This window comes from Microbacterium sp. DMC48 (assembly GCF_056313825.1).
In genome coordinates, this window is the sequence record NZ_JBQUZN010000004.1 from 476,997 (window position 1) to 496,984 (window position 19,988).

At 69.1% G+C, this 19,988-nt stretch carries 20 protein-coding genes; all 20 read left to right on the plus strand.

The features are described from left to right. Window positions 1-4: 4 nt before the first annotated feature. The 20 genes from aroC to metK all read left to right on the plus strand — a co-directional run bounded on the left by aroC (window position 5) and on the right by metK (window position 19,982). Window positions 5-1,216, plus strand: a complete 1,212-nt coding sequence (aroC, locus tag ACT53O_RS07580; RefSeq protein ID WP_039415998.1) for a chorismate synthase — start codon at window positions 5-7, stop codon at window positions 1,214-1,216. After that, window positions 1,213-1,752 (plus strand): shikimate kinase, encoded by a 540-nt coding sequence (locus ACT53O_RS07585; RefSeq protein ID WP_135949223.1) that lies wholly within the window; start codon window positions 1,213-1,215, stop codon window positions 1,750-1,752. The genes aroC and ACT53O_RS07585 overlap by 4 nt, the downstream gene beginning before the upstream one ends. Continuing rightward, entirely contained in the window at window positions 1,749-2,831 is a 1,083-nt protein-coding gene (aroB, locus tag ACT53O_RS07590) for a 3-dehydroquinate synthase (protein WP_039416000.1), read from the plus strand. Before ACT53O_RS07585 ends, aroB begins: the two co-directional genes overlap by 4 nt. After that, a complete protein-coding gene (locus tag ACT53O_RS07595) occupies window positions 2,828-3,370 on the plus strand; it encodes a GNAT family N-acetyltransferase (protein ID WP_476151681.1) in 543 nt (180 codons plus the stop codon). The genes aroB and ACT53O_RS07595 overlap by 4 nt, the downstream gene beginning before the upstream one ends. Then, window positions 3,367-3,825 carry a type II 3-dehydroquinate dehydratase gene (gene aroQ / locus ACT53O_RS07600; protein ID WP_036318126.1) on the plus strand — a complete coding sequence of 153 codons (459 nt, stop codon included), beginning with the start codon at window positions 3,367-3,369 and terminating at the stop codon, window positions 3,823-3,825. Before ACT53O_RS07595 ends, aroQ begins: the two co-directional genes overlap by 4 nt. Before the next feature lie 96 nt (window positions 3,826-3,921). After that, window positions 3,922-4,482, plus strand: a complete 561-nt coding sequence (efp, locus tag ACT53O_RS07605; protein WP_036283795.1) for an elongation factor P — start codon at window positions 3,922-3,924, stop codon at window positions 4,480-4,482. A gap of 18 nt (window positions 4,483-4,500) precedes the next feature. Then, a complete protein-coding gene (gene nusB, locus ACT53O_RS07610; RefSeq protein WP_036291068.1) occupies window positions 4,501-4,911 on the plus strand; it encodes a transcription antitermination factor NusB in 411 nt (136 codons plus the stop codon). A 40-nt stretch (window positions 4,912-4,951) separates the two neighbouring features. Continuing rightward, entirely contained in the window at window positions 4,952-6,238 is a 1,287-nt protein-coding gene (locus ACT53O_RS07615; protein WP_476151682.1) for an alpha/beta hydrolase, read from the plus strand. A gap of 70 nt (window positions 6,239-6,308) precedes the next feature. After that, entirely contained in the window at window positions 6,309-7,874 is a 1,566-nt protein-coding gene (locus tag ACT53O_RS07620) for a Rieske 2Fe-2S domain-containing protein (protein ID WP_476151683.1), read from the plus strand. Window positions 7,875-8,005: 131 nt separating this feature from the next. Beyond that, on the plus strand, window positions 8,006-8,407 hold the full coding sequence (locus ACT53O_RS07625; RefSeq protein WP_476151684.1) for a hypothetical protein: 402 nt from the start codon (window positions 8,006-8,008) through the stop codon (window positions 8,405-8,407). Between the two features lie 82 nt (window positions 8,408-8,489). Beyond that, a complete protein-coding gene (pyrR, locus tag ACT53O_RS07630; RefSeq protein WP_294943561.1) occupies window positions 8,490-9,029 on the plus strand; it encodes a bifunctional pyr operon transcriptional regulator/uracil phosphoribosyltransferase PyrR in 540 nt (179 codons plus the stop codon). Then, the gene (locus ACT53O_RS07635; protein ID WP_294943559.1) at window positions 9,026-10,006 is read left to right on the plus strand and encodes an aspartate carbamoyltransferase catalytic subunit; all 981 of its coding nucleotides are present in this window, start codon (window positions 9,026-9,028) and stop codon (window positions 10,004-10,006) included. The genes pyrR and ACT53O_RS07635 overlap by 4 nt, the downstream gene beginning before the upstream one ends. After that, window positions 10,003-11,334: a dihydroorotase gene (locus ACT53O_RS07640; RefSeq protein WP_476151685.1), complete on the plus strand. Its 1,332-nt coding sequence runs from the start codon at window positions 10,003-10,005 to the stop codon at window positions 11,332-11,334. The genes ACT53O_RS07635 and ACT53O_RS07640 overlap by 4 nt, the downstream gene beginning before the upstream one ends. Then, complete coding sequence (locus tag ACT53O_RS07645; protein ID WP_476151686.1) at window positions 11,331-11,879, plus strand: PH-like domain-containing protein; 549 nt, start codon at window positions 11,331-11,333, stop codon at window positions 11,877-11,879. The genes ACT53O_RS07640 and ACT53O_RS07645 overlap by 4 nt, the downstream gene beginning before the upstream one ends. After that, window positions 11,876-13,144 carry a glutamine-hydrolyzing carbamoyl-phosphate synthase small subunit gene (gene carA / locus ACT53O_RS07650; protein WP_476151687.1) on the plus strand — a complete coding sequence of 423 codons (1,269 nt, stop codon included), beginning with the start codon at window positions 11,876-11,878 and terminating at the stop codon, window positions 13,142-13,144. Before ACT53O_RS07645 ends, carA begins: the two co-directional genes overlap by 4 nt. Continuing rightward, window positions 13,144-16,458, plus strand: coding sequence for a carbamoyl-phosphate synthase large subunit (gene carB, locus ACT53O_RS07655; RefSeq protein WP_476151688.1), 3,315 nt, complete (start codon window positions 13,144-13,146; stop codon window positions 16,456-16,458). Before carA ends, carB begins: the two co-directional genes overlap by 1 nt. After that, complete coding sequence (gene pyrF, locus ACT53O_RS07660; RefSeq protein WP_476151689.1) at window positions 16,455-17,306, plus strand: orotidine-5'-phosphate decarboxylase; 852 nt, start codon at window positions 16,455-16,457, stop codon at window positions 17,304-17,306. Before carB ends, pyrF begins: the two co-directional genes overlap by 4 nt. After that, entirely contained in the window at window positions 17,299-18,195 is an 897-nt protein-coding gene (gene gmk, locus ACT53O_RS07665; RefSeq protein ID WP_347417066.1) for a guanylate kinase, read from the plus strand. The genes pyrF and gmk overlap by 8 nt, the downstream gene beginning before the upstream one ends. A 220-nt stretch (window positions 18,196-18,415) precedes the next feature. Next, entirely contained in the window at window positions 18,416-18,670 is a 255-nt protein-coding gene (rpoZ, locus tag ACT53O_RS07670) for a DNA-directed RNA polymerase subunit omega (protein ID WP_005055218.1), read from the plus strand. A 118-nt stretch (window positions 18,671-18,788) separates the two neighbouring features. After that, window positions 18,789-19,982, plus strand: coding sequence for a methionine adenosyltransferase (gene metK, locus ACT53O_RS07675; protein ID WP_433721011.1), 1,194 nt, complete (start codon window positions 18,789-18,791; stop codon window positions 19,980-19,982). The last annotated feature ends 6 nt before the right edge of the window (window positions 19,983-19,988 follow it).

The following is a 19,988-nucleotide window of genomic DNA, read 5'->3' on the forward strand; positions in this document are numbered from 1 at the left end:
GCGAATGCTCCGCGTGCTCACGGCCGGCGAATCGCACGGCCCCGAACTCGTCGCCTTCATGGAGGGTCTGCCCGCCGGCGTCCCCGTCTCCCGCGCCGCGATCCAAGCCGATCTCGCGCGTCGCAAGCTCGGCTACGGCCGCGGCTCGCGGATGAAGTTCGAAGAGGACGAACTGACCATCTCCGCCGGCGTCCGGCATGGGCTCAGCATGGGAAGCCCGATCGCGCTGCGCATCGGCAACACCGAGTGGCCCAAGTGGACCGAGGTCATGAGCGCCGAACCGGTCGAGATGACCGAGATGTCGCGCGGGCGCGGTGCTGCCCTCACCCGACCCCGCCCGGGCCACGCCGACCTGGTGGGTATGCAGAAGTACGGCTTCGACGAGGCCCGTCCGATTCTCGAGCGTGCGAGCGCCCGCGAGACGGCGGCGCGTGTGGCTCTGGGTGCGATCGCCCGCTCGTTCCTCGGTGAGCTCGGCATCCGCCTCGTCAGCCACACGCTGTCGATCGGCCCCGTTCACGTGCCCGCAGGCGCTGCCCTTCCGACTCCGGACGACGTCGCCGCGCTCGACGCCGATCCGCTGCGGTGCTTCGATCCCGCGACGTCTGCGGCCATGGTCGCCGAGGTGGATGCCGCGAAGAAGGACGGCGACACCCTGGGCGGCATCGTCGAGGTCCTCGCCTACGGCCTTCCGCCCGGCCTGGGCTCCCATGTGCAGTGGGACCGCCGCCTCGACGGCAAGCTGGCACAGGCACTGATGAGCATCCAGGCCATCAAGGGCGTGGAGGTCGGCGACGGCTTCGAGACCACACGCCGACGGGGTTCGGCGGCTCACGACGAGCTGTTCGCGGCATCCGAGGGCATCACGCGCTCCTCCGACAAGGCCGGCGGCACCGAGGGTGGAATGTCCACCGGGACGGTGCTGCGCGTGCGCGCCGGCATGAAGCCGATCGCGACCGTGCCGCACGCGCTTCGGACCATCGACGTCACGACGGGCGAGGCCGCCACCGCGCACCATCAGCGCTCCGACGTCTGCGCCGTGCCCGCCGCGGGCGTGGTGGCCGAGGCCATGGTCGCGATCGTGCTCGCCGAAGCGGTGCTGGAGAAGTTCGGCGGCGACAGCGTCGCCGAGACGGCTCGTAATCTCCGCAGCTACCTCTCCGCGATCCCCGAGACCCTGCAGACGGCCTCGGACAGCGACGACGCCCTCGGATGACGAGCCCTGCGATCGTCCTCATCGGCCCGATGGGGGCGGGGAAGACGAGCGTCGGCAAGCGCGTGGCCAAACGCCTCGGCCTGCCGTTCACCGACAGCGACGCCGTGATCGTTCGTGAGCACGGCCCGATCGAGACCATCTTCGCCACCCACGGCGAGGAGCACTTCCGCGAGCTGGAGCGCCGGGCCGTGGCCGATGCTCTGCAGGCGGGCGGCATCGTCGCACTCGGCGGGGGAGCGGTGCTGCACCCCGGCACTCAAACCGCGCTCGCCGGTCACCGCGTCGTGCTGCTGACCGTCGCGCCGCACAATGTCGCGGCTCGCATCCGCGGCGGCGCGCGCCCCCTGCTGCAGGAGGGCGACGCCGTGGAGCGCTGGCACGAGATCTACGCTGCGCGCCGCCCCCTCTACGAACGGCTCGCACACGTGAGCTTCGACACGTCCGCCGGTCCTCTGCAAGACACGGTCGATGCCCTCGCGGCGTGGATCGAGGCGGAGCTGCCCAGTGACGATCAGGCGCGAGGAGCACAGGAATGACCGACACCACCGTCATCGGCGTCGCCGGGGACCAGCCCTACGACATCACGATCGGACGAGGCATCCTCGGCATGGTCGGCGACGCTCTGCCTCCCGCCGCACAGAAGGTTCTCATCGTGCACCCGCCGACACTGTCCGCGCAGGCGACCGAGCTGCGCGAGCTGCTGCTCGGGTCGGGGGATCGCCAGGTGCTGCTCGCCGAGGTTCCGGATGCCGAGCAGGGCAAGCGCGTCGAGGTGGCGGCCTTCTGCTGGCAGGTCATGGGCCAGGCCGACTTCACGCGCACCGACGCCGTCGTCGGGTTCGGCGGGGGAGCCGTGACCGACCTGGCGGGCTTCGTCGCGGCGACCTGGCTGCGCGGCGTCGCGGTGGTGCAGGTGCCCACGACGGTGCTCGGCATGGTCGATGCCGCCGTCGGCGGCAAGACCGGCATCAACACGGCGGAGGGCAAGAATCTCGTCGGCGCGTTCTGGCCGCCTCGCGCGGTGATCTGCGACCTGGCTCTGCTCGACACGCTCAGCCGCAACGAGCGGGTGGCCGGGTTCGCCGAAGTCGTCAAGGCCGGCTTCATCTGGTACCCGGAGATCCTCGATCTCATCGAGGCGGATCCCGACGCCGCCGTCGATCCGCAGTCCCCGGCGTTCCGACGCTGTATCGAGCTGGCGATCGAGATGAAAGCGCGCGTCGTCGGCGAGGACCTCCGCGAAGCCGGGCTGCGCGAAGTGCTGAACTACGGGCACACGCTCGGCCACGCGATCGAGCACGCCGAGCGGTATCAGTGGCGCCACGGCGCAGCGATCTCGATCGGCATGCTCTTCGCCGCGGAGCTGTCGCGGCTCGCCGGCCGCCTCTCCGACGACGCGGCCGTGCGGCACCGCCGCATCCTCGAACTGCTCGGACTGCCGACCTCGTACCGCGCGGGCGCGTGGAAGCAGCTGCTGGCCACCATGCAGCGCGACAAGAAGACGCGCGGTGCGATGCTGCGCTTCATCGTCCTCGACGACATCGCGAAGCCGACCGTTCTGCAGGCCCCGGACGAGTCCCTCCTGTTCGCGGCCTATCAAGAAGTCGCCGAGTGAGCGAGCCCGTCGTCCGGCGCGTCCGCGCGGCGGAGTGGCGGGAGATCCGCGACCTCCGCATCGAGGCCGTCGGCGATCCGGCGGTATCCATCGCTTTCCTGTCCACCGTCGAACAGGAGCGTGCGCACGACGAGGTGTTCTGGCGCGAGCGCACCGCGGGCGCGTCGCTGTCCGACGAGGCCGCTCAGTTCATCGCCGACGACGACGGGCGGTGGGTCGGCACGGTGACCGTCCTCCTCCGGGCGGCGGGCACCGCCGATCATCTGGGTCGACCCGTGACCGAGGCGCGCGCAGACATCGTGGGCGTCTACGTGGCGCCGTCGCACCGGGGTACGGGACTGCTCGGGCGCCTCGTCGATGTGGCCGGGGCATGGGCCCGGGATCGTGGGGCCGACGAGCTGACGCTCGATGTGCACGCCGAGAACCATCGCGCGCAGGGTGCCTATCGCAAAGTCGGCTTCGTCGCGACGGGGGAGAGGCTCACGAGCGTCATCGGTCCCGAGCTCGTGATGGTGCGCGCCGGTAGGGTGAGCGCGTGACGACCCCTCGACGCCTCCTGCTGGTGAACGGCCCCAACCTCAACCTGCTCGGCATCCGCGAGCCTGACGTCTACGGGCACGACACCCTCGCCGACGTGGAGCGGATCGTCCAGGATGCCGCCGCTGCGCGCGGCTTCGACGTCGAGGCGGTCCAGAGCAATCACGAGGGTGTGCTGATCGACGCGATCCACGAGGCGCGCACCACCTGCGCCGGGATCGTGATCAACCCGGGAGGTCTCACCCACACCTCCGTCGTGCTCCGCGATGCGCTGTCGGGGGTGTCGCTGCCGGTGGCTGAAGTGCACATCTCCAACGTGTACGAGCGTGAGAGCTTCCGCCACCACTCGTACGTGGCGGACGTTGCCGTCGTGCACGTGATCGGCGAGGGCGTCGCCGGCTACGCACGTGCCACGGCGCTGCTGATCGATGTCATCGTCGGCGCCGCCGAAGGCTGAGCCCCGGACGCCCGCGCGGCCGTGGGCTAAGATCGACTGTCGGCCGCGCGCCACCGCGTGCGCCCCCTCGAACTCACGAACGGAAACTCCACACTCATGGCATCGACCGCAGACATCAAGAACGGCGTCGTCCTCAGCATCGACGGACAGCTCTGGAGCGTCGTGGAGTTCCAGCACGTCAAGCCCGGCAAGGGCGGTGCGTTCGTGCGCACCAAGCTGAAGAACGTCATGACCGGCAAGGTTGTCGACAAGACGTTCAACGCGGGCGCCAAGGTCGAGATCGAGAACGTCGACCGCCGTGACTTCACCTACCTCTACAACGACGGCGAGGGCTTCGTCTTCATGGACGTGGCCGACTACGACCAGATCACGGTCGGCGCCGCAACGGTGGGCGATGCCGCGAACTTCCTGCTGGAGAACCAGCAGGTGCAGATCGCCCTCAACAACGGCAACCCGCTCTACATCGAGCTGCCGGCCTCCGTCGTGCTGGAGATCACCTACACCGAGCCGGGTCTGCAGGGCGACCGCTCGTCGGCGGGAACCAAGCCCGCCACCGTGGAGACCGGCTACGAGATCCAGGTTCCGCTGTTCCTGGAGACCGGCACGAAGGTCAAGGTCGACACCCGCACGGGCGACTACCTCGGCCGCGTCAACTGACGACCGGTCTTCGAAGCGATGAGCGCACGGTCCAAGGCGCGCAAGCGCGCCCTCGACATCCTCTTCCAATCCGACGTCCGTGGCGATGAGCTCGCGGTGACCCTCGCCGCGGAAGCGAAGCGGGCGGCGAACGAGCCCGCTCGCGAAGCCTCGTGGCTGTACGCGCGCGAGATCGTCGACGGTGTCATCGACAACCGCGACGACATCGACGAGCAGATCGTCACCCACGCGCGCGACTGGAAGATCGAGCGGATGCCGGCGGTCGACCGGGCGATCCTGCGCCTGGCGGTGTGGGAGCTGATGTTCAACGACGAGGTGCCGGCCGCGGTGGTGATCGACGAGGCGGTGGAACTCGCGAAGGAGTTCTCGACCGACGACTCGGGTTCGTTCGTGCACGGCGTGCTGGGCCGGATCGCGCGCACCGCCTGAGCGGTGCGCCAAGACCATCGCACCCCGAGAGACACCACGAGTGGCCTCCTTCCTCGAACTCCGTATCGATGAGCCCTGGCTCATCGGGGTCGTCGGCGCGCTCAGCGTCGGATTGATCGTCTTCCTCCTCATCCGCCGACGCGTCGAGCGCTGGCCGTTGTGGGCCGCACTGTCGATGACGGTCGGCGCGAGCGCGGCCATCGCTTTCGCGCTGTACGCACGCAAGACGAACCTGTTCGGCATGCCACTGCCGTGGCAGGCGGTCGTCTGGGGTGCGGGCGGTTTGGCAGCCGTCGGGCTGGCCGTCGCGAACCTCGTGGGGGCTCCGTGGCGGCGGCGAGTGGTCGCTGTCCTCGCCATCCCGATCTTCCTGATCGAGGCGACGCTGGGGATCAATGCGTACTACGGGCTCACACCCACCGTTGCAAGCTTCTTCCACATTCAGATCAACCGACCGATCACGCTGCAGACGGGAACGAGCGGCCCCGACGGCGACGTGAACCTCTACCGCACGTGGCAGCCTCCGGCGGATATGCCCGCCACGGGTGAGCAGGGAACGATCGAGATCCCCGCGACGCAGTCAGGTTTCGCTGCCCGCACCGCCGGCATTTACAAACCTCCAGCCGCCCGCACGGCCCATCCGCCGCGCCTGCCGCTGGTCATCCTGATGATGGGCCAGCCGGGAGACCCGGATCCGCAGTACATCGCAAAGGTCCTCGACGCCCAAGCCCAGAAGAACAAGGGTCTCGCACCATACGTGCTCGTCGTCGATCAGCTCGGAGACCCGAGCCGCGATCCCGCCTGCGCAGACTCGGCGATGTACGGCAACGTCGAAACGTACGTGACGCGCGACGTGGTCGCTTTCGCTCGTACACTCCCCGTGCAGCAGAGCCCCGGCCAGTGGACCATCGCCGGCTATTCGAATGGGGGCGGGTGCGCCTTCAAGTACGCCGCCGAGCACCCCGACGTCTGGGGAAATCTGCTGTCCGTCAGTGGCGAGATCGATCCCGGATCGGAGCACCCCGATGAGACCGTCGCAGACGTCTTCGGCGGCTCGATCGCGGCGTACGACGCCGCCAAGCCGACGAGCATCCTCAGCTCTCACGCGGGGGGGTATCCCAACGAGTGGGCATTGTTCACTGCTGGTCAGAACGACCCCGCTTACATCGATCAGGCCCGCCGCGGGGCCGCAGCGGCTGCGAAGGCAGGGTGGAACGTCGACAGCTACGTCGTCCCGGGTGCCGGTCACGTCGTCGACGCGCTCGAGGGTGGACTCGCCGAGGGCTTCGCCCGTCTCTCCCCCCGTCTGGGGCTGTCCGCGCCGTAGAGCGGCATCGCCTGAGCGGCGCTGACGACTCCCGCGCGTAGACTCGGGAGCTGTTCGACCAGGAGGACGCATGCGCATCACAGGCCTCGGCCACGCCGGAATGTTCATCGAGACGACGGGCGGCAGCATCCTGTGCGACCCGGTGATGGGCCCGAGCTTCTTCGGATCGTGGTTCCCGTTCCCCGACAACCGGGGCCTGGATTGGGAGCGTTTCGGCAAGGCGGACTTCCTCTACATCTCGCACCGTCACCGCGATCACTTCGATCCGACACTGCTGGAACGGTACGTGCCGAATGACATCCGGGTCCTGCTACCCGAGTACCCGACCGACGACCTCGAAGTGGACCTGCGCCGCCTCGGCTACGACAACATCGTCTTCACGCAGGCGGGCCAGACGCTCGAGTACCCCGGCGGGCTGAAGATCATGGTGACGCCGCTGCGTGCGCCGAGCGACGGCCCGATCGGCGACTCGTCGCTGAGCGTCGACGACGGCACCGCGAGCATCCTCAACCAGAACGACTCGCACCCGCTCGACCTCGAGCGCCTGCTCTCGTTCTCCAAGCCCGACGCGTACTTCACGCAGGTCTCCGGCGCGATCTGGTGGCCCATGGTCTACGACCTGCCGCAGGACTCGAAGCAGCACTTCGCGAAGCTGAAGCGCGACGCTCAGAACAAGCGCGCGATGTACTACATCGAGAAGGTGGATGCCGAGCACGTCTTCCCCATGGCAGGCCCGCCCATGTTCCTGCGCGACGATCTGTTCCGCTTCAACGGCTGGGGCGTGGAAGACGACTCGATCTTCACCGATCAGCGCCAGTTCCTCACCCACATGCGCGCCGAGCGTCCGGATCAGAAGGGCTACGAGTTCGTCCCCGGCACGCAGGTCGACCTCAACGGCGGCACGATCGAGATCACGCAGACTCTCTACACGCCCGAAGAGATCGACCGCGTCTTCGAGGACAAGTGGGCGTACCTCGCCGAGCAGCGCGACAGCCGTCAGGCGGAGGTCCTCGCCGAGATCGAGACGCGGGCCGAGCCGATGGCACCTGCGGAGATGCTCGCTGCGCTGCAGGAGTGGTGGGAGCCGCTGCTGCGTCGCGCCCGCACGATCCGCACCGGCGTCGGCGGCAACGTCCGCTTCCGCATCGGCGAGCTCGACATGGTCGTCGATTTCCCGAAAGCGAAAGTGCGCGAGTACGCGGGGGAGGAGTGCATCTACTGGTACACGATCCCCGCCGATCTTGTCTCGACGAACATCCGTGATCATGAGATCGACTGGTCGAACTCGATCTTCCTGTCGATGCAGTTCGCCGTCGGCCGCAGCGGCAAGTTCAACGAGTTCCTCACCACGTTCCTGAAGTGCCTGTCCCGCGACCGCATCGAGTACGTCGAGAACTGGTACGCGGAGCAGTCGGATCAGACCGAGGACGCCGAGATCGGCGAGTGGACGGTGCAGCGGCGCTGCCCCCACCTGCGCGCCGACCTCACCAAGACCGGCAAGATCGAGGACGGCGTGCTCACCTGCGCGCTCCACGACTGGAAGTGGGACCTGGAGAGCGGGCAGTGCCTGACCGCACCGGGCCATCCGATTCGGGCGTCGCGCATCATCGAGACGGCATCCGCGCAGACGACGTAGTCCTTCGCCGACACGCGCATCACGTCTCCAGCGACACCGCACGCCGCGCGCGCGTGCTCTCATCCACTTCGCACGCCTGTCCTAGAGTGAGCGTGAACAGCACACCCGCGGTGCGCGAGGGGAACCGTGACATGAGAATCGACCCGCTGCATCTCGTCGACGTGCTCGTCTACCTGGTGATCCTCAACCTCACCGCGCAGTTCGTCCCGAGCGTCATCTCGGAGAGCTTTGCCGTCTCGCTGGCGACGGCGATCATGCTGAAGCTCGTCCTCGAGGTCGTGCTGCGCGTCAAGAAGGCGGTCGTGGCGCGCCTGCGTGCAGCCTCGACGACCGCGCGGCGTCTGACCTCGGTCGTGATGCTCGTGCTGATCCTGCCCGGCAGCAAGTTCGTCGTGCTGTGGCTGGAGGACGCGCTGTTCGGCGACGCCGTGTCACTCGGCGGGTTCTGGCCGGTGACGCTGCTCGTGCTCACTCTCACCGCCGCCCGCGCCGGTGTGCGACGGGCGGTCGCACCGGGGCGATCCACAACCTGAGATGCCGCACGGGTCGGGTAGAGTGGAGCCGAACCACAGCAACCTTTAACACCGTCCAGAGAGGCGGAGAAGGGAGCGGCGGATGAGCACCGGTAACACGCGTACCGTGATGCAGACAGCCGACATCGCCCGCGCACTGACTCGGATCTCCCACGAGATCCTGGAGTCCAACAAGGGGGCCGATGATCTCGTCCTCCTCGGCATCCCGACTCGGGGGGTGACCCTCGCCGGACGCATCGGTGCCCTCCTCGGCGACATCTCGGGTATCTCCGTGCCGGTCGGAGCCCTGGACGTGACGATGTACCGGGACGACTTGCACCGCAATCCCACGCGGACTCCGCGTCCGACGCAGATCCCGGCCGGGGGCGTGGACGGCAAGACCGTCGTCCTGGTCGACGATGTGCTCTTCTCGGGGCGCAGCATCAGGGCCGCCCTCGACGCACTCGGCGACATCGGACGCCCGGCCGCCGTGCGGCTCGCGATCCTCGTCGACCGCGGGCACCGCGAACTGCCGATCCGGCCCGACTTCGTCGGCAAGAACCTCCCGAGCGCCCGCAGCGAGCGCGTCAACGTGCACCTGGCCGACGTCGACGGCATCGAAGAGGTGACGATCGCGTCATGAGGCACCTGCTCGACACCCGCACCCTCGCTCGCGAGGACGCCCTGCGCATCCTGGACGTCGCCGAAGACATGCGCGACACCCAGTCGCGCGAGATCAAGAAGCTGCCCACGCTGCGCGGCAAGACGATCGTCAACCTCTTCTTCGAAGACTCCACTCGCACCCGCATATCCTTCGAGGCAGCGGCCAAGCGCCTGTCGGCCGACGTGATCAACTTCTCCGCCAAGGGCTCCAGCGTGAGCAAGGGCGAGTCGCTGCAGGACACCGCCCAGACACTGCAGGCGATGGGGGCGGATGCCGTGGTCATCCGTCACGGCGCCTCCGGTGCTCCGCAGACGCTCGCGACCAGCGGCTGGATCACCGCCGGCGTCGTCAACGCCGGAGACGGCACCCACGAGCACCCGACACAGGCGCTCCTGGACGCGTTCACCATCCGCAAGCGCCGCTTCGGCGACGACAGCCGAGGCCGCGACCTTGCCGGTGTGCACGTGGCCATCGTGGGGGACATCCTGCACTCGCGCGTCGCCCGCTCCAACGTGTGGCTGCTGCACACGCTCGGGGCCCAGGTCACCCTCGTGGCGCCCCCGACGCTGGTTCCACAGGACGTGTCGCGATGGCCGGCTCGCGTCGTCTACGACCTCGACGAGGCACTGGCGGCACGCCCCGACGCGGTCATGATGCTGCGAATCCAGCTGGAACGCATGAGCGCGGCGTATTTCCCGACTGAACGGGAGTATTCCCGTCGATGGGGACTGGACGCGAGGCGTCTGGCCACTCTGGCGGACGGTAGCATTGTGATGCACCCAGGCCCCATGAACCGGGGCTTGGAGATCTCCGCCGACGCCGCCGATTCCCCACGATCGACCGTGCTCGAGCAGGTCGCGAACGGCGTGTCGGTGCGGATGGCGGTGCTGTACCTGGTGCTGGCCGGAGAACGTTCCGGCGAGCGCGACACGAACGCAGAGGAGCACACCCCGTGACGGTTCGACACCCCTCGGCGCGCCCGACGATCATCCGCGGGGCCCGTGTGGGCGACGAGGCGGCGACGGATCTCCTTCTCGAAGACGGCCTGATCAGTCAGGTCGGCAGCGGCCTGAGCCGCGCCGGCGCCGACATCGTGGATGCCGACGGCCTGATCGCCCTGCCGGGCCTGGTCGATCTGCACGTGCACCTGCGCGAGCCCGGCTACGAGGCGTCGGAGACGGTGCTGACCGGCTCGCGCGCCGCGGCCGCCGGTGGCTTCACGACCGTCTTCGCCATGCCGAACACCTCGCCCGTCGCCGACACCGCGGGCGTCGTCGAGCAGGAGCTCGCCCTCGGCGAAGCGGCCGGCTACGTGCACGTGCAGCCGATCGGCGCCGTGACCGTCGGCCAGAAGGGCGAGCGGCTTGCGGAGCTCGGTGCGATGGCGTCCTCGCGGGCCCGCGTGCGCGTCTTCAGCGACGACGGCTTCTGCGTCTTCGACCCGCTCATCATGCGTCGCGCACTCGAATACGTGAAGGCATTCGACGGCGTCGTCGCCCAGCACGCGCAGGACCCCCGCTTGACCGAGGGCGCCCAGATGAACGAGGGCTCCGTGTCGGCCGAGCTCGGCCTGACCGGATGGCCGGCGGTCGCCGAGGAGTCGATCATCGCCCGTGACGTCCTTCTCGCCGAGCACGTGGGCTCGCGCCTGCACGTGTGCCACCTCTCGACGGCCGGTTCGGTCGACATCATCCGCTGGGCCAAGAAGCGCGGGGTGAACGTGACCGCCGAAGTCACCCCCCACCACCTGCTGCTGACCGAGGAGCTCGTGCGCGGCTATGACGCCCGCTACAAGGTCAATCCGCCGCTGCGGCGCGACGAGGACGTGCAAGCGGTGCGCGAAGGCCTCGCGGACGGCACGATCGACGTCGTCGCGACCGACCACGCGCCGCATCCGGCGGAGGCGAAGTCGTGCGAGTGGCAGGCGGCGGCCAACGGCATGGTCGGACTGGAATCCGCCCTGCGCGTCGTGCACCAGGCGATGGTACAGACGGGGATGCTGTCCTGGGACGACGTGGCCCGCGTGATGTCGGCCGCCCCAGCGCGCATCGGACGGCTCGAGGATGCCGGCACGCCGCTGGCCGTCGGCGCCCCGGCATCCCTCACGCTGTACGACCCCGCCCCGGTGCGGACGTTCGGCCGCGACGACCTGAGGGGACGGAGCATCAACTCGCCCTACCTCGGACGGGAGCTTCCCGGCGAGGTGCGTTGGACGTTCTTCCGCGGAGCCGCGACGGTCACCGACGGCGTCGTGGCCCCGACCATGGGGGAGGAGCGCGCATGAACCGCGAAGGTGCCCTTCTCGTCATGATCGCCGTCGCGGTCGCCCTCCTGGCGCTCGGGGCATTCGCGTGGCGACGACGATCGCGGCGGGATGCCGGGATCGTCGCGCCCTTCGGCGAGGCGCCGGAAGCCGCCGCCGTCCAGACCGTGTCGAGCGGCTTCTATGTCGCCACGACCCGGCACGACGACGCGCTCGAACGGCTCGCGATCCGCGGGCTGGGCTTCCGCTCTCGCGTCGATGTCACGGTCACCGACCGGGGCGTGGCGCTCGACCTCGTGGGCCAGCCGCGGATGTTCGTCGCCACCGATCGCATCGTCTCGGTCGGACTGGCCACGACGGCCATCGACCGCGTCGTCGAGCCGGGCGGTCTCGTCCGCCTCTCGTGGCGCGCCGAGCGCACCGACGGAACGTCCGAAACGGTCGACAGCTACCTCCGCCCGCAGGACCAGTCCGCTCAGGCACTGGCCGCTGCGATCACCGCCATCCTGCCGCCCGCCACCGCGACAGATCAGACCTCCACACCTTCGACGGGAAACGCCGCATGACCTTCTTGCCCGACCCCGCCGTCCTCGTCCTCGAAGACGGTTCACGCCACCCCGGACGCGCGTACGGCGCGCGGGGCACCACTCTCGGCGAGGTGGTCTTCTCCACCGGGATGACCGGATACCAGGAGACCCTCACCGACCCCTCCTACGCGGGACAGATCGTCCTGCAGACCGCGCCGCACATCGGCAACACCGGCATGAACGGCGAAGACCCCGAGTCGCGCCGCATCTGGGTCGCCGGCTACATCGTGCGCGACCCCTCGCGTGTCGTGTCCAACTGGCGCGCCGACGAGTCGCTCGACGACGCGCTCGTGCGCGACGGCATCGTCGGCATCGCCGGCGTCGACACCCGCGCGGTCACGCGCGTACTGCGGTCGTCGGGTTCCATGCGCGGCGGCGTGTTCTCCGGAGAGGCCGCGACGCTCGACCCCGAAGAGCAGCTGCGCATCGTGCGGGAGGCACCGCAGATGGCGGGACAGAACCTGTCGGCTGAGGTGTCGGTCCGCGAGGTCGAGGTCACGCCCGCAGCAGAGAATGTCGAACGCCTCGGCGCACTCGCGGTCCTCGATCTCGGTGTCAAGCGCGCGACCGTGCTGAACCTCGCGGCCCGCGGGTTCGACGTGCACGTGCTGCCGCAGTCGGTCACGATCGACGAGATCCGCGCGATCGATCCGGTGGCGGTGTTCTACTCGAACGGTCCGGGTGACCCGGCGGCATCCGACGACCACGTCACGCTGCTGCGCAACGTGCTCGACGACGGCCTGCCCTTCTTCGGCATCTGCTTCGGCAACCAGCTGCTCGGGCGCGCGCTCGGCTTCGGCACCTACAAGCTGCCGTTTGGACACCGTGGCATCAACCAGCCGGTGCTCGACAAGCAGACCGGCCGGGTGGAGATCACCGCCCACAACCACGGCTTCGCCGTCGATGCGCCGCTGGAGGGCGAGACCCTCAGCCCGAACGGCTACGGCCGCGTCGAGGTGAGCCACGTCGGGCTCAACGACAACGTCGTGGAGGGGCTGCGCGCACTGGACATCCCGGCGTTCAGCGTGCAGTACCACCCCGAGGCCGCCGGCGGCCCGCACGACGCCAACTACCTCTTCGACCGCTTCGCCGACATGGTGCGGTCGCACCGCGCCGCGGCATCCAGCCATGTCCCACTTTCTGCTGCCTCCGCAGGCTCCGGAGAGCACCAATCGGGACATCAAGGGACAGAAGTGGGACACGCACAGCAAGAAGTGGGACACGAAGGAGAGGGCAAGAACTGATGCCCAAGCGCGACGACATCAAGAGCGTCCTCGTCATCGGCTCCGGCCCGATCGTGATCGGCCAAGCCTGTGAATTCGACTACTCGGGAACCCAGGCCTGCCGCGTGCTGCGCGAGGAGGGCGTGCGCGTCATCCTCGTGAACTCGAACCCGGCCACGATCATGACCGATCCCGACTTCGCGGACGCGACCTACATCGAACCCATCACGCCCGCCGTGATCGAAACGATCATCCAGAAGGAGAAGCCGGACGCGATCCTGCCGACCCTCGGCGGACAGACGGCCCTCAACGCGGCGATGGCCCTTCACGAGCAGGGGATCCTCGAAAAGTACGACGTCGAGCTCATCGGCGCCAAGGTCGACGCCATCCGCAAGGGTGAGGACCGTCAGATCTTCAAGCAGCTCGTGCTGGATGCCGGTGCCGATGTCGCCCGCAGCGTCATCTGTCACACGATGGACGACCTGCTCGCCGGCGCCGCGGAGCTCGGCTACCCCCTCGTCGTGCGGCCCTCGTTCACGATGGGCGGCCTCGGCTCGGGCTTCGCCTACGACGAGCAGGACCTCCGCCGCATCGGCGGTGCGGGCCTGCGCGACTCGCCGACCACCGAGGTGCTGCTGGAGGAGTCGATCCTCGGGTGGAAGGAGTACGAGCTCGAACTCATGCGCGACATGGCCGACAACACGGTCGTCGTGTGCTCCATCGAGAACGTCGACCCCGTCGGCGTGCACACCGGCGACTCCATCACGGTGGCGCCCGCACTGACCCTCACCGACCGCGAGTACCAGAAGCTGCGCGACATCGGCATCGACATCATCCGCGCCGTGGGCGTGGACACCGGTGGCTGCAACATCCAGTTCGCCGTCGACCCGGCATCCGGTCGCATCATCGTCATCGAGATGAACCCGCGCGTCTCGCGCTCGTCGGCCCTCGCCTCCAAGGCGACCGGTTTCCCGATCGCCAAGCTCGCGGCCAAGCTCGCCATCGGATACCGCCTCGACGAGGTGCCCAACGACATCACGAAGGCGACGCCGGCCAGCTTCGAGCCGACGCTCGACTACGTCGTCGTCAAGGTGCCGCGCTTCAACTTCGAGAAGTTCCCCAACGCCGACGCGACCCTCACGACCACCATGAAGTCGGTCGGCGAGGCCATGGCGATCGGGCGCAACTACACGACCGCGCTGCAGAAGGCGCTGCGCTCGCTCGAGAAGCGCGGATCGAGCTTCCACTGGGGCGAGGAGGCGCGATCGGTGGAGGAGCTTCTCGAGATCGCGAAGACGCCCACCGACGGCCGCATCGTCACGCTGCAGCAGGCGATGCGCAAGGGCGCGAGCGTCGAGCAGGCGTTCGAGGCCACGAAGATCGACCCGTGGTTCCTCGACCAGATGGCGCTCGTCAACGAGGTCGCCGCGTTCGTGCAGGCGGCGCCCGAGCTCGATGCCGCGACGCTTCGCCTCGCGAAGGAGCACGGCTTCAGTGACGCCCAGCTCGCGCAGCTGCGCGGTGTCAGTGAGGCCGAGATCCGCGGCGTGCGTTACGGCCTCGGCATCCGTCCGGTCTACAAGACGGTCGACACCTGCGCGGGGGAGTTCCCGGCGCTCACGCCGTACCACTACTCCAGCTACGACCACGAGACCGAGGTCACGCCCAGCGAGCGCACGAAGGTCGTCATCATCGGATCGGGCCCGAACCGCATCGGCCAGGGCGTCGAGTTCGACTACTCGTGCGTGCACGCCTCGTTCGCCCTGTCGGATGCCGGCTACGAGACGATCATGGTCAACTGCAATCCCGAAACCGTCTCGACCGACTACGACACGAGCGACCGGCTCTACTTCGAGCCGCTGACGCTCGAGGACGTGCTCGAGGTGCTGCACGCCGAGGCCCAGTCCGGAACGATCTTGGGCGTCGTGTGCCAGCTCGGCGGCCAGACACCGCTGGGGCTGGCGAAGGGCATCGAGGAGGCCGGGTACACGATCCTCGGCACCTCGCCGGCCGCGATCGACATCGCGGAGGAGCGGGAGCTGTTCTCCCAGCTGCTCGACCGCGCCGGTCTGGTCGCCCCGCGCCACGACACCGCTGTCGACGAGGCCGGCGCCGTCGCGATCGCCGAGGAGATCGGCTACCCCGTGCTCGTGCGCCCCAGCTTCGTGCTCGGCGGTCGCGGCATGGAGATCGTCTACGACACCGAGAGCCTGCGCGACTACTTCGTCCGCACCGCCGGCGAGGTCATCATCGAGGAGGGCAAACCGCTGCTGGTCGACCGCTTCCTCGACGACGCGATCGAGCTCGATGTCGATGCGCTCTACGACGGACACGAGCTCTACATCGGTGGCGTCATGGAGCATCTCGAGGAAGCCGGCATCCACTCCGGCGACTCGTCGTGCACCCTGCCGCCCATCTCGCTCGGCCGCACCGAGATCGACCGCGTCCGTGCGGCGACCCATGCGATCGCCGAAGGTGTCGGTGTCCGCGGACTGCTGAACGTGCAGTTCGCCGTCTCCGCCGGTGTCCTGTACGTCATCGAGGCGAACCCGCGGGCCTCGCGCACCGTGCCTTTCGTCTCCAAGGCGCTCGGCATTCCGCTCGCCAAGGCCGCCTCCCGCATCATGGCCGGCGCCACCGTGGCCGAGTTGAAGGCCGAAGGACTGCTTCCCCTCGAGGACGGCTCGCGGGTTCCGCTGGATGCGCCCGTCGCCGTCAAGGAGGCCGTGCTGCCGTTCAAGCGCTTCCGGACCGCCGACGGCCACACGGTCGACTCGGTCCTGGGCCCGGAGATGCGCTCCACCGGGGAGGTCATGGGCATCGACCGCGACTTCCCGACCGCGTTCGCGAAGAGTCAGGCCGCGGCCTACGGCGGCATGCCGACGTCGGGAACCGTCTTCCTCTCGGTCGCCGACGACGACAAGCGCGCCGTCATCCTGCCGGCGCACCGCCTGCAGGAGCTCGGCTTCCGCCTCATCGCGACCGAGGGCACCGCCGAGATCCTGGCTCGCAACGGCATCCGTGTCGGCGTGGTGGGCAAGTACTCCGAAACGCAGGAGTCGGGTGAACGCAACGTCGTCGATCTCATCAACGCCGGAGAGATCGACATCGTCGTGAACACGCCCTCCGGAGGCATCGCCCGCGCCGACGGATACGAGATCCGGGCAGCGGCGGTGGCGGCGGACAAAGCCCTGTTCACCACGATGGCCGTCCTCGGCGCCGCCGTCAGCGCGCTGCCGGTGCTGCGCGAGGGGTTCGCGGTGCGCAGCCTCCAGGAGTACGCCCGCGACCGGTCCGACGCCCTGGCCGCCGCCGAGCAGCGGGCGGCCGTGTGAGCTCGTCCGGTTCGCGACGTCCGTTCGGTTCTCGACTTCGGGAAGCCGTCGCCGCGCGCGGACGCCTGTGTGTCGGCATCGACCCCCACGAAGCGCTCCTGCGCGAGTGGGGACTCGGTGTCGACGCCGCCGGCGTCCGCGAGTTCGGACTGCGGACGGTGGATGCCGCGGCATCCACCGTCGCCGTCGTCAAGCCTCAGGTCTCGTTCTTCGAACGGTTCGGATCGGCCGGCTACGCCGCCCTCGAGGAGGTGATGGCGGCGGCCCGCGCCGCGGGTCTGCTCGTGATCGCCGACGCCAAGCGGGGCGACATCGGCACGACCATGGACGCCTACGCGGCCGCCTGGCTCACACCGGGTTCGGCGCTCGAGGCCGATGCGCTCACCGTCAGCCCGTACCTGGGGGTGGGTGCGCTGTCCACCACGTTCTCGTACGCGCTCGCGCACCAGAAGGGGGTGTTCGTGCTCGCCGCCACCAGCAATCCCGAGGCCTCGGCACTGCAGAGCGCCCTTCGTGGCACGCAGACCGTGGCCGCCACCGTGGCCGCCCAGGTCGTCGCCGCCGATGCGACCGGCGCCGGCGAGTGGGCATCGCTCGGGCTCGTCGTCGGTGCGACGGTGGATCTTGCCGCGCGCGGTCTCGGCGCGTTCGAGCGGCCGGTGCCGGTCCTCGCGCCGGGGTTCGGCGCGCAGGGCGCCGAGCCGGCCGACCTCCCGACCATCTTCGGCGATCTCGCCGAAGCGGTCATCGCGAGCGAGAGCCGCAGCATCCTCTCGGCCGGTCCGAAGGACCTCGCCGCACGCATCGCCGAGCGTGCAGACCTGTACCGTGGAGGATCCCATGGCTGATTCCCGCACTCCTCCCGACGTCGACCGCGTCGCGGCATCCCGTCGCGCGGTCGCCGCCCGACGCGAGCGCGCCGCGCTCAAGCACGATGTGGCGATGCGGGTCATCACGCCGCAGGAGCTGCTGCAGCGCGCGCTCGACGCTCCTGACGCACCCGCGGGCGCGATGCGGATCACGGAGTTCCTGACGGCGCTGCCGGCGATCGGCGAGGGCAAGCGCGACCGTGTGCTGGCCGAGCTGGAGATCGCGCCCGTCAAGCGGCTCGGGGGACTCGGCACGCGCCAGCGCGCAGCGCTCACGGCGTGGCTCGACGGCCGGTTCCCTCCCCTCCAGCCCCGCAGCGGCCGCAGCCGGCTCATCGTGCTGGCCGGCCCGACCGCCGTGGGCAAGGGCACCGTCGCCGCCTACATCAAGGACCATCACCCCGAGATCCTGCTGTCGGTGTCGGCGACCACGCGCGCACCGCGCCCGGGAGAGGTCGACGGCGAGCACTACTTCTTCGTGGACGATGACGGTTTCGACGCCCTCATCGCCGACGACGCCCTCCTCGAGCACGCGACGGTCCACAACGCGTTCCGTTACGGCACGCCGCGCGCGCCCATCGAGAAGGCGCTGGCGGAGGGGCGCACGGTGCTCCTGGAGATCGACCTGCAGGGTGCCCGCCAGGTGCGCGCTGCCGCTCCCGATGCCACCCTCGTGTTCCTGACGCCGCCGAGCTGGGACGAGCTGGTCAACCGTCTCGTCGGGCGCGGCACGGAAGGTCCGGAGGAGCGCGCGCGCCGCCTGAAGACGGCGAAGGTCGAGCTGGCCGCGCAAGGCGAGTTCGATTACCGCGTCGTCAACGACGACGTCGCCCGCGCCGCCGCCGAGATCGCCGCCCTCGCCCGCTGAGTCGGCGGGTTCATCCGTCCGCAGCCGCCGCCTCGACCACCCCGAAGCGGCGTGTCGGGACGGATGAACGGCATTCAGCAACGGCGAACATCGATGAGCTCGGCGCGGACGCGGCGCTGATAGAATGAACGGATGCCGCGGCATCCTGCGGCCACGAGTTCTCCCGCGTGGGCGTTCCCCGCGAGTTTTCCCCACCGCCATTCGATCCTGGAGGTTCATCATGGCCGGACGTGACAAGGGCATCATCGACCCGCCCATCGACGCGCTGCTCGACAAGGTCGACTCGAAGTACCAGCTGGTGATCTACGCGTCCAAGCGCGCACGCCAGATCAACGACTACTACTCCGACCTGCACGAGGGCAACCTCTTCGACAACGTCGGCCCGCTCGTCGATTCGAGCGTGGAGGACAAGCCCCTCACGATCGCGCTGCACGAGATCCACGAGGACAAGCTGCGCCTGCGCGCGGCGGAGTGATCCCCGCCTGACATCATGACGCCGTATGGCGTCGGCATGCCCGTGATCCTGACCGCGACGACGTCGTGTCGGAGATCACGGGCATGATTGTCGAGTACCCCATGTGTCTGGAGCCCCGATGAGCGCGTTGCGTCTGTTCACGTCCGAGTCCGTCACCGAGGGCCACCCGGACAAGATCTGCGACCAGATCTCCGACTCCGTCCTCGACGCCCTGCTGACGGTCGATCCCGGCAGTCGCGTCGCGGTGGAGACCCTCGTCACCACCGGCCTCGTCCATGTCGCAGGTGAGGTCCGCACCGACGGCTACGTCGACATCCCCGGCATCGTTCGCCGTGTCGTGAACCGCATCGGCTACACCTCCAGCGAGACCGGGTTCGACGGCGACTCGTGCGGCGTCACGGTCTCGATCGGTGAGCAGTCGGGAGACATCGCCGCCGGTGTCGACAACGCGATCGAGCACCGGGAGGGTGGCTCGGTCGACCCGATCGACGCGCTCGGCGCGGGAGACCAGGGCATCATGTTCGGCTACGCGACGAACGAGACGCCGCAGCTCATGCCGATGGCGATCTGGACGGCCCACCGTCTCGCCGAGCGGCTCACCGAGGCCCGACGCTCCGGCGCGCTGGGGTTCCTCCGCCCCGACGGCAAGACCCAGGTCACGCTCGGCTACGACGGTCACGTGCCCCGCACCGTCGACACGGTCGTCCTCTCGACGCAGCACAACCCCGACATCTCTCTGGCCGCCCTGCGGGCCGCCGTTCAGGCCGAGGTCATCGACCCGATCCTGGCGACGACAGGCCTCGATGTCTCGAACGTGCGCTACGTCATCAACCCCGCGGGCCCGTTCGTGACGGGCGGGCCGAAGGGCGATGCCGGACTGACGGGACGCAAGATCATCATCGACACCTACGGCGGAGCCTCCCGACATGGTGGTGGCGCCTTCAGCGGAAAGGATCCCTCCAAGGTCGACCGCTCCGCCGCGTATGCCATGCGCTGGGTGGCGAAGAACGCGGTCGCCGCTGGCCTCGCCGACCGCCTCGAGGTGCAGGTCGCCTACGCGATCGGGCGCGCGGAACCGGTGGGTCTGTACGTCGAGACCTTCGGCACGGCGCACGTCTCCGACGAGAAGATCACGTCTGCCATCCGCGACGTCTTCGATCTGCGCCCGCAGGCGATCATCGACGACCTCGACCTGCTCCGGCCGATCTACGCCCAGACCGCCGCGTACGGCCATTTCGGTCGCGAACTGCCCGAGTTCACGTGGGAGCGCACCGACCGCGTCGAGGAGCTGCGCGCCGCCTCCGGCCTCTGAGCCGCG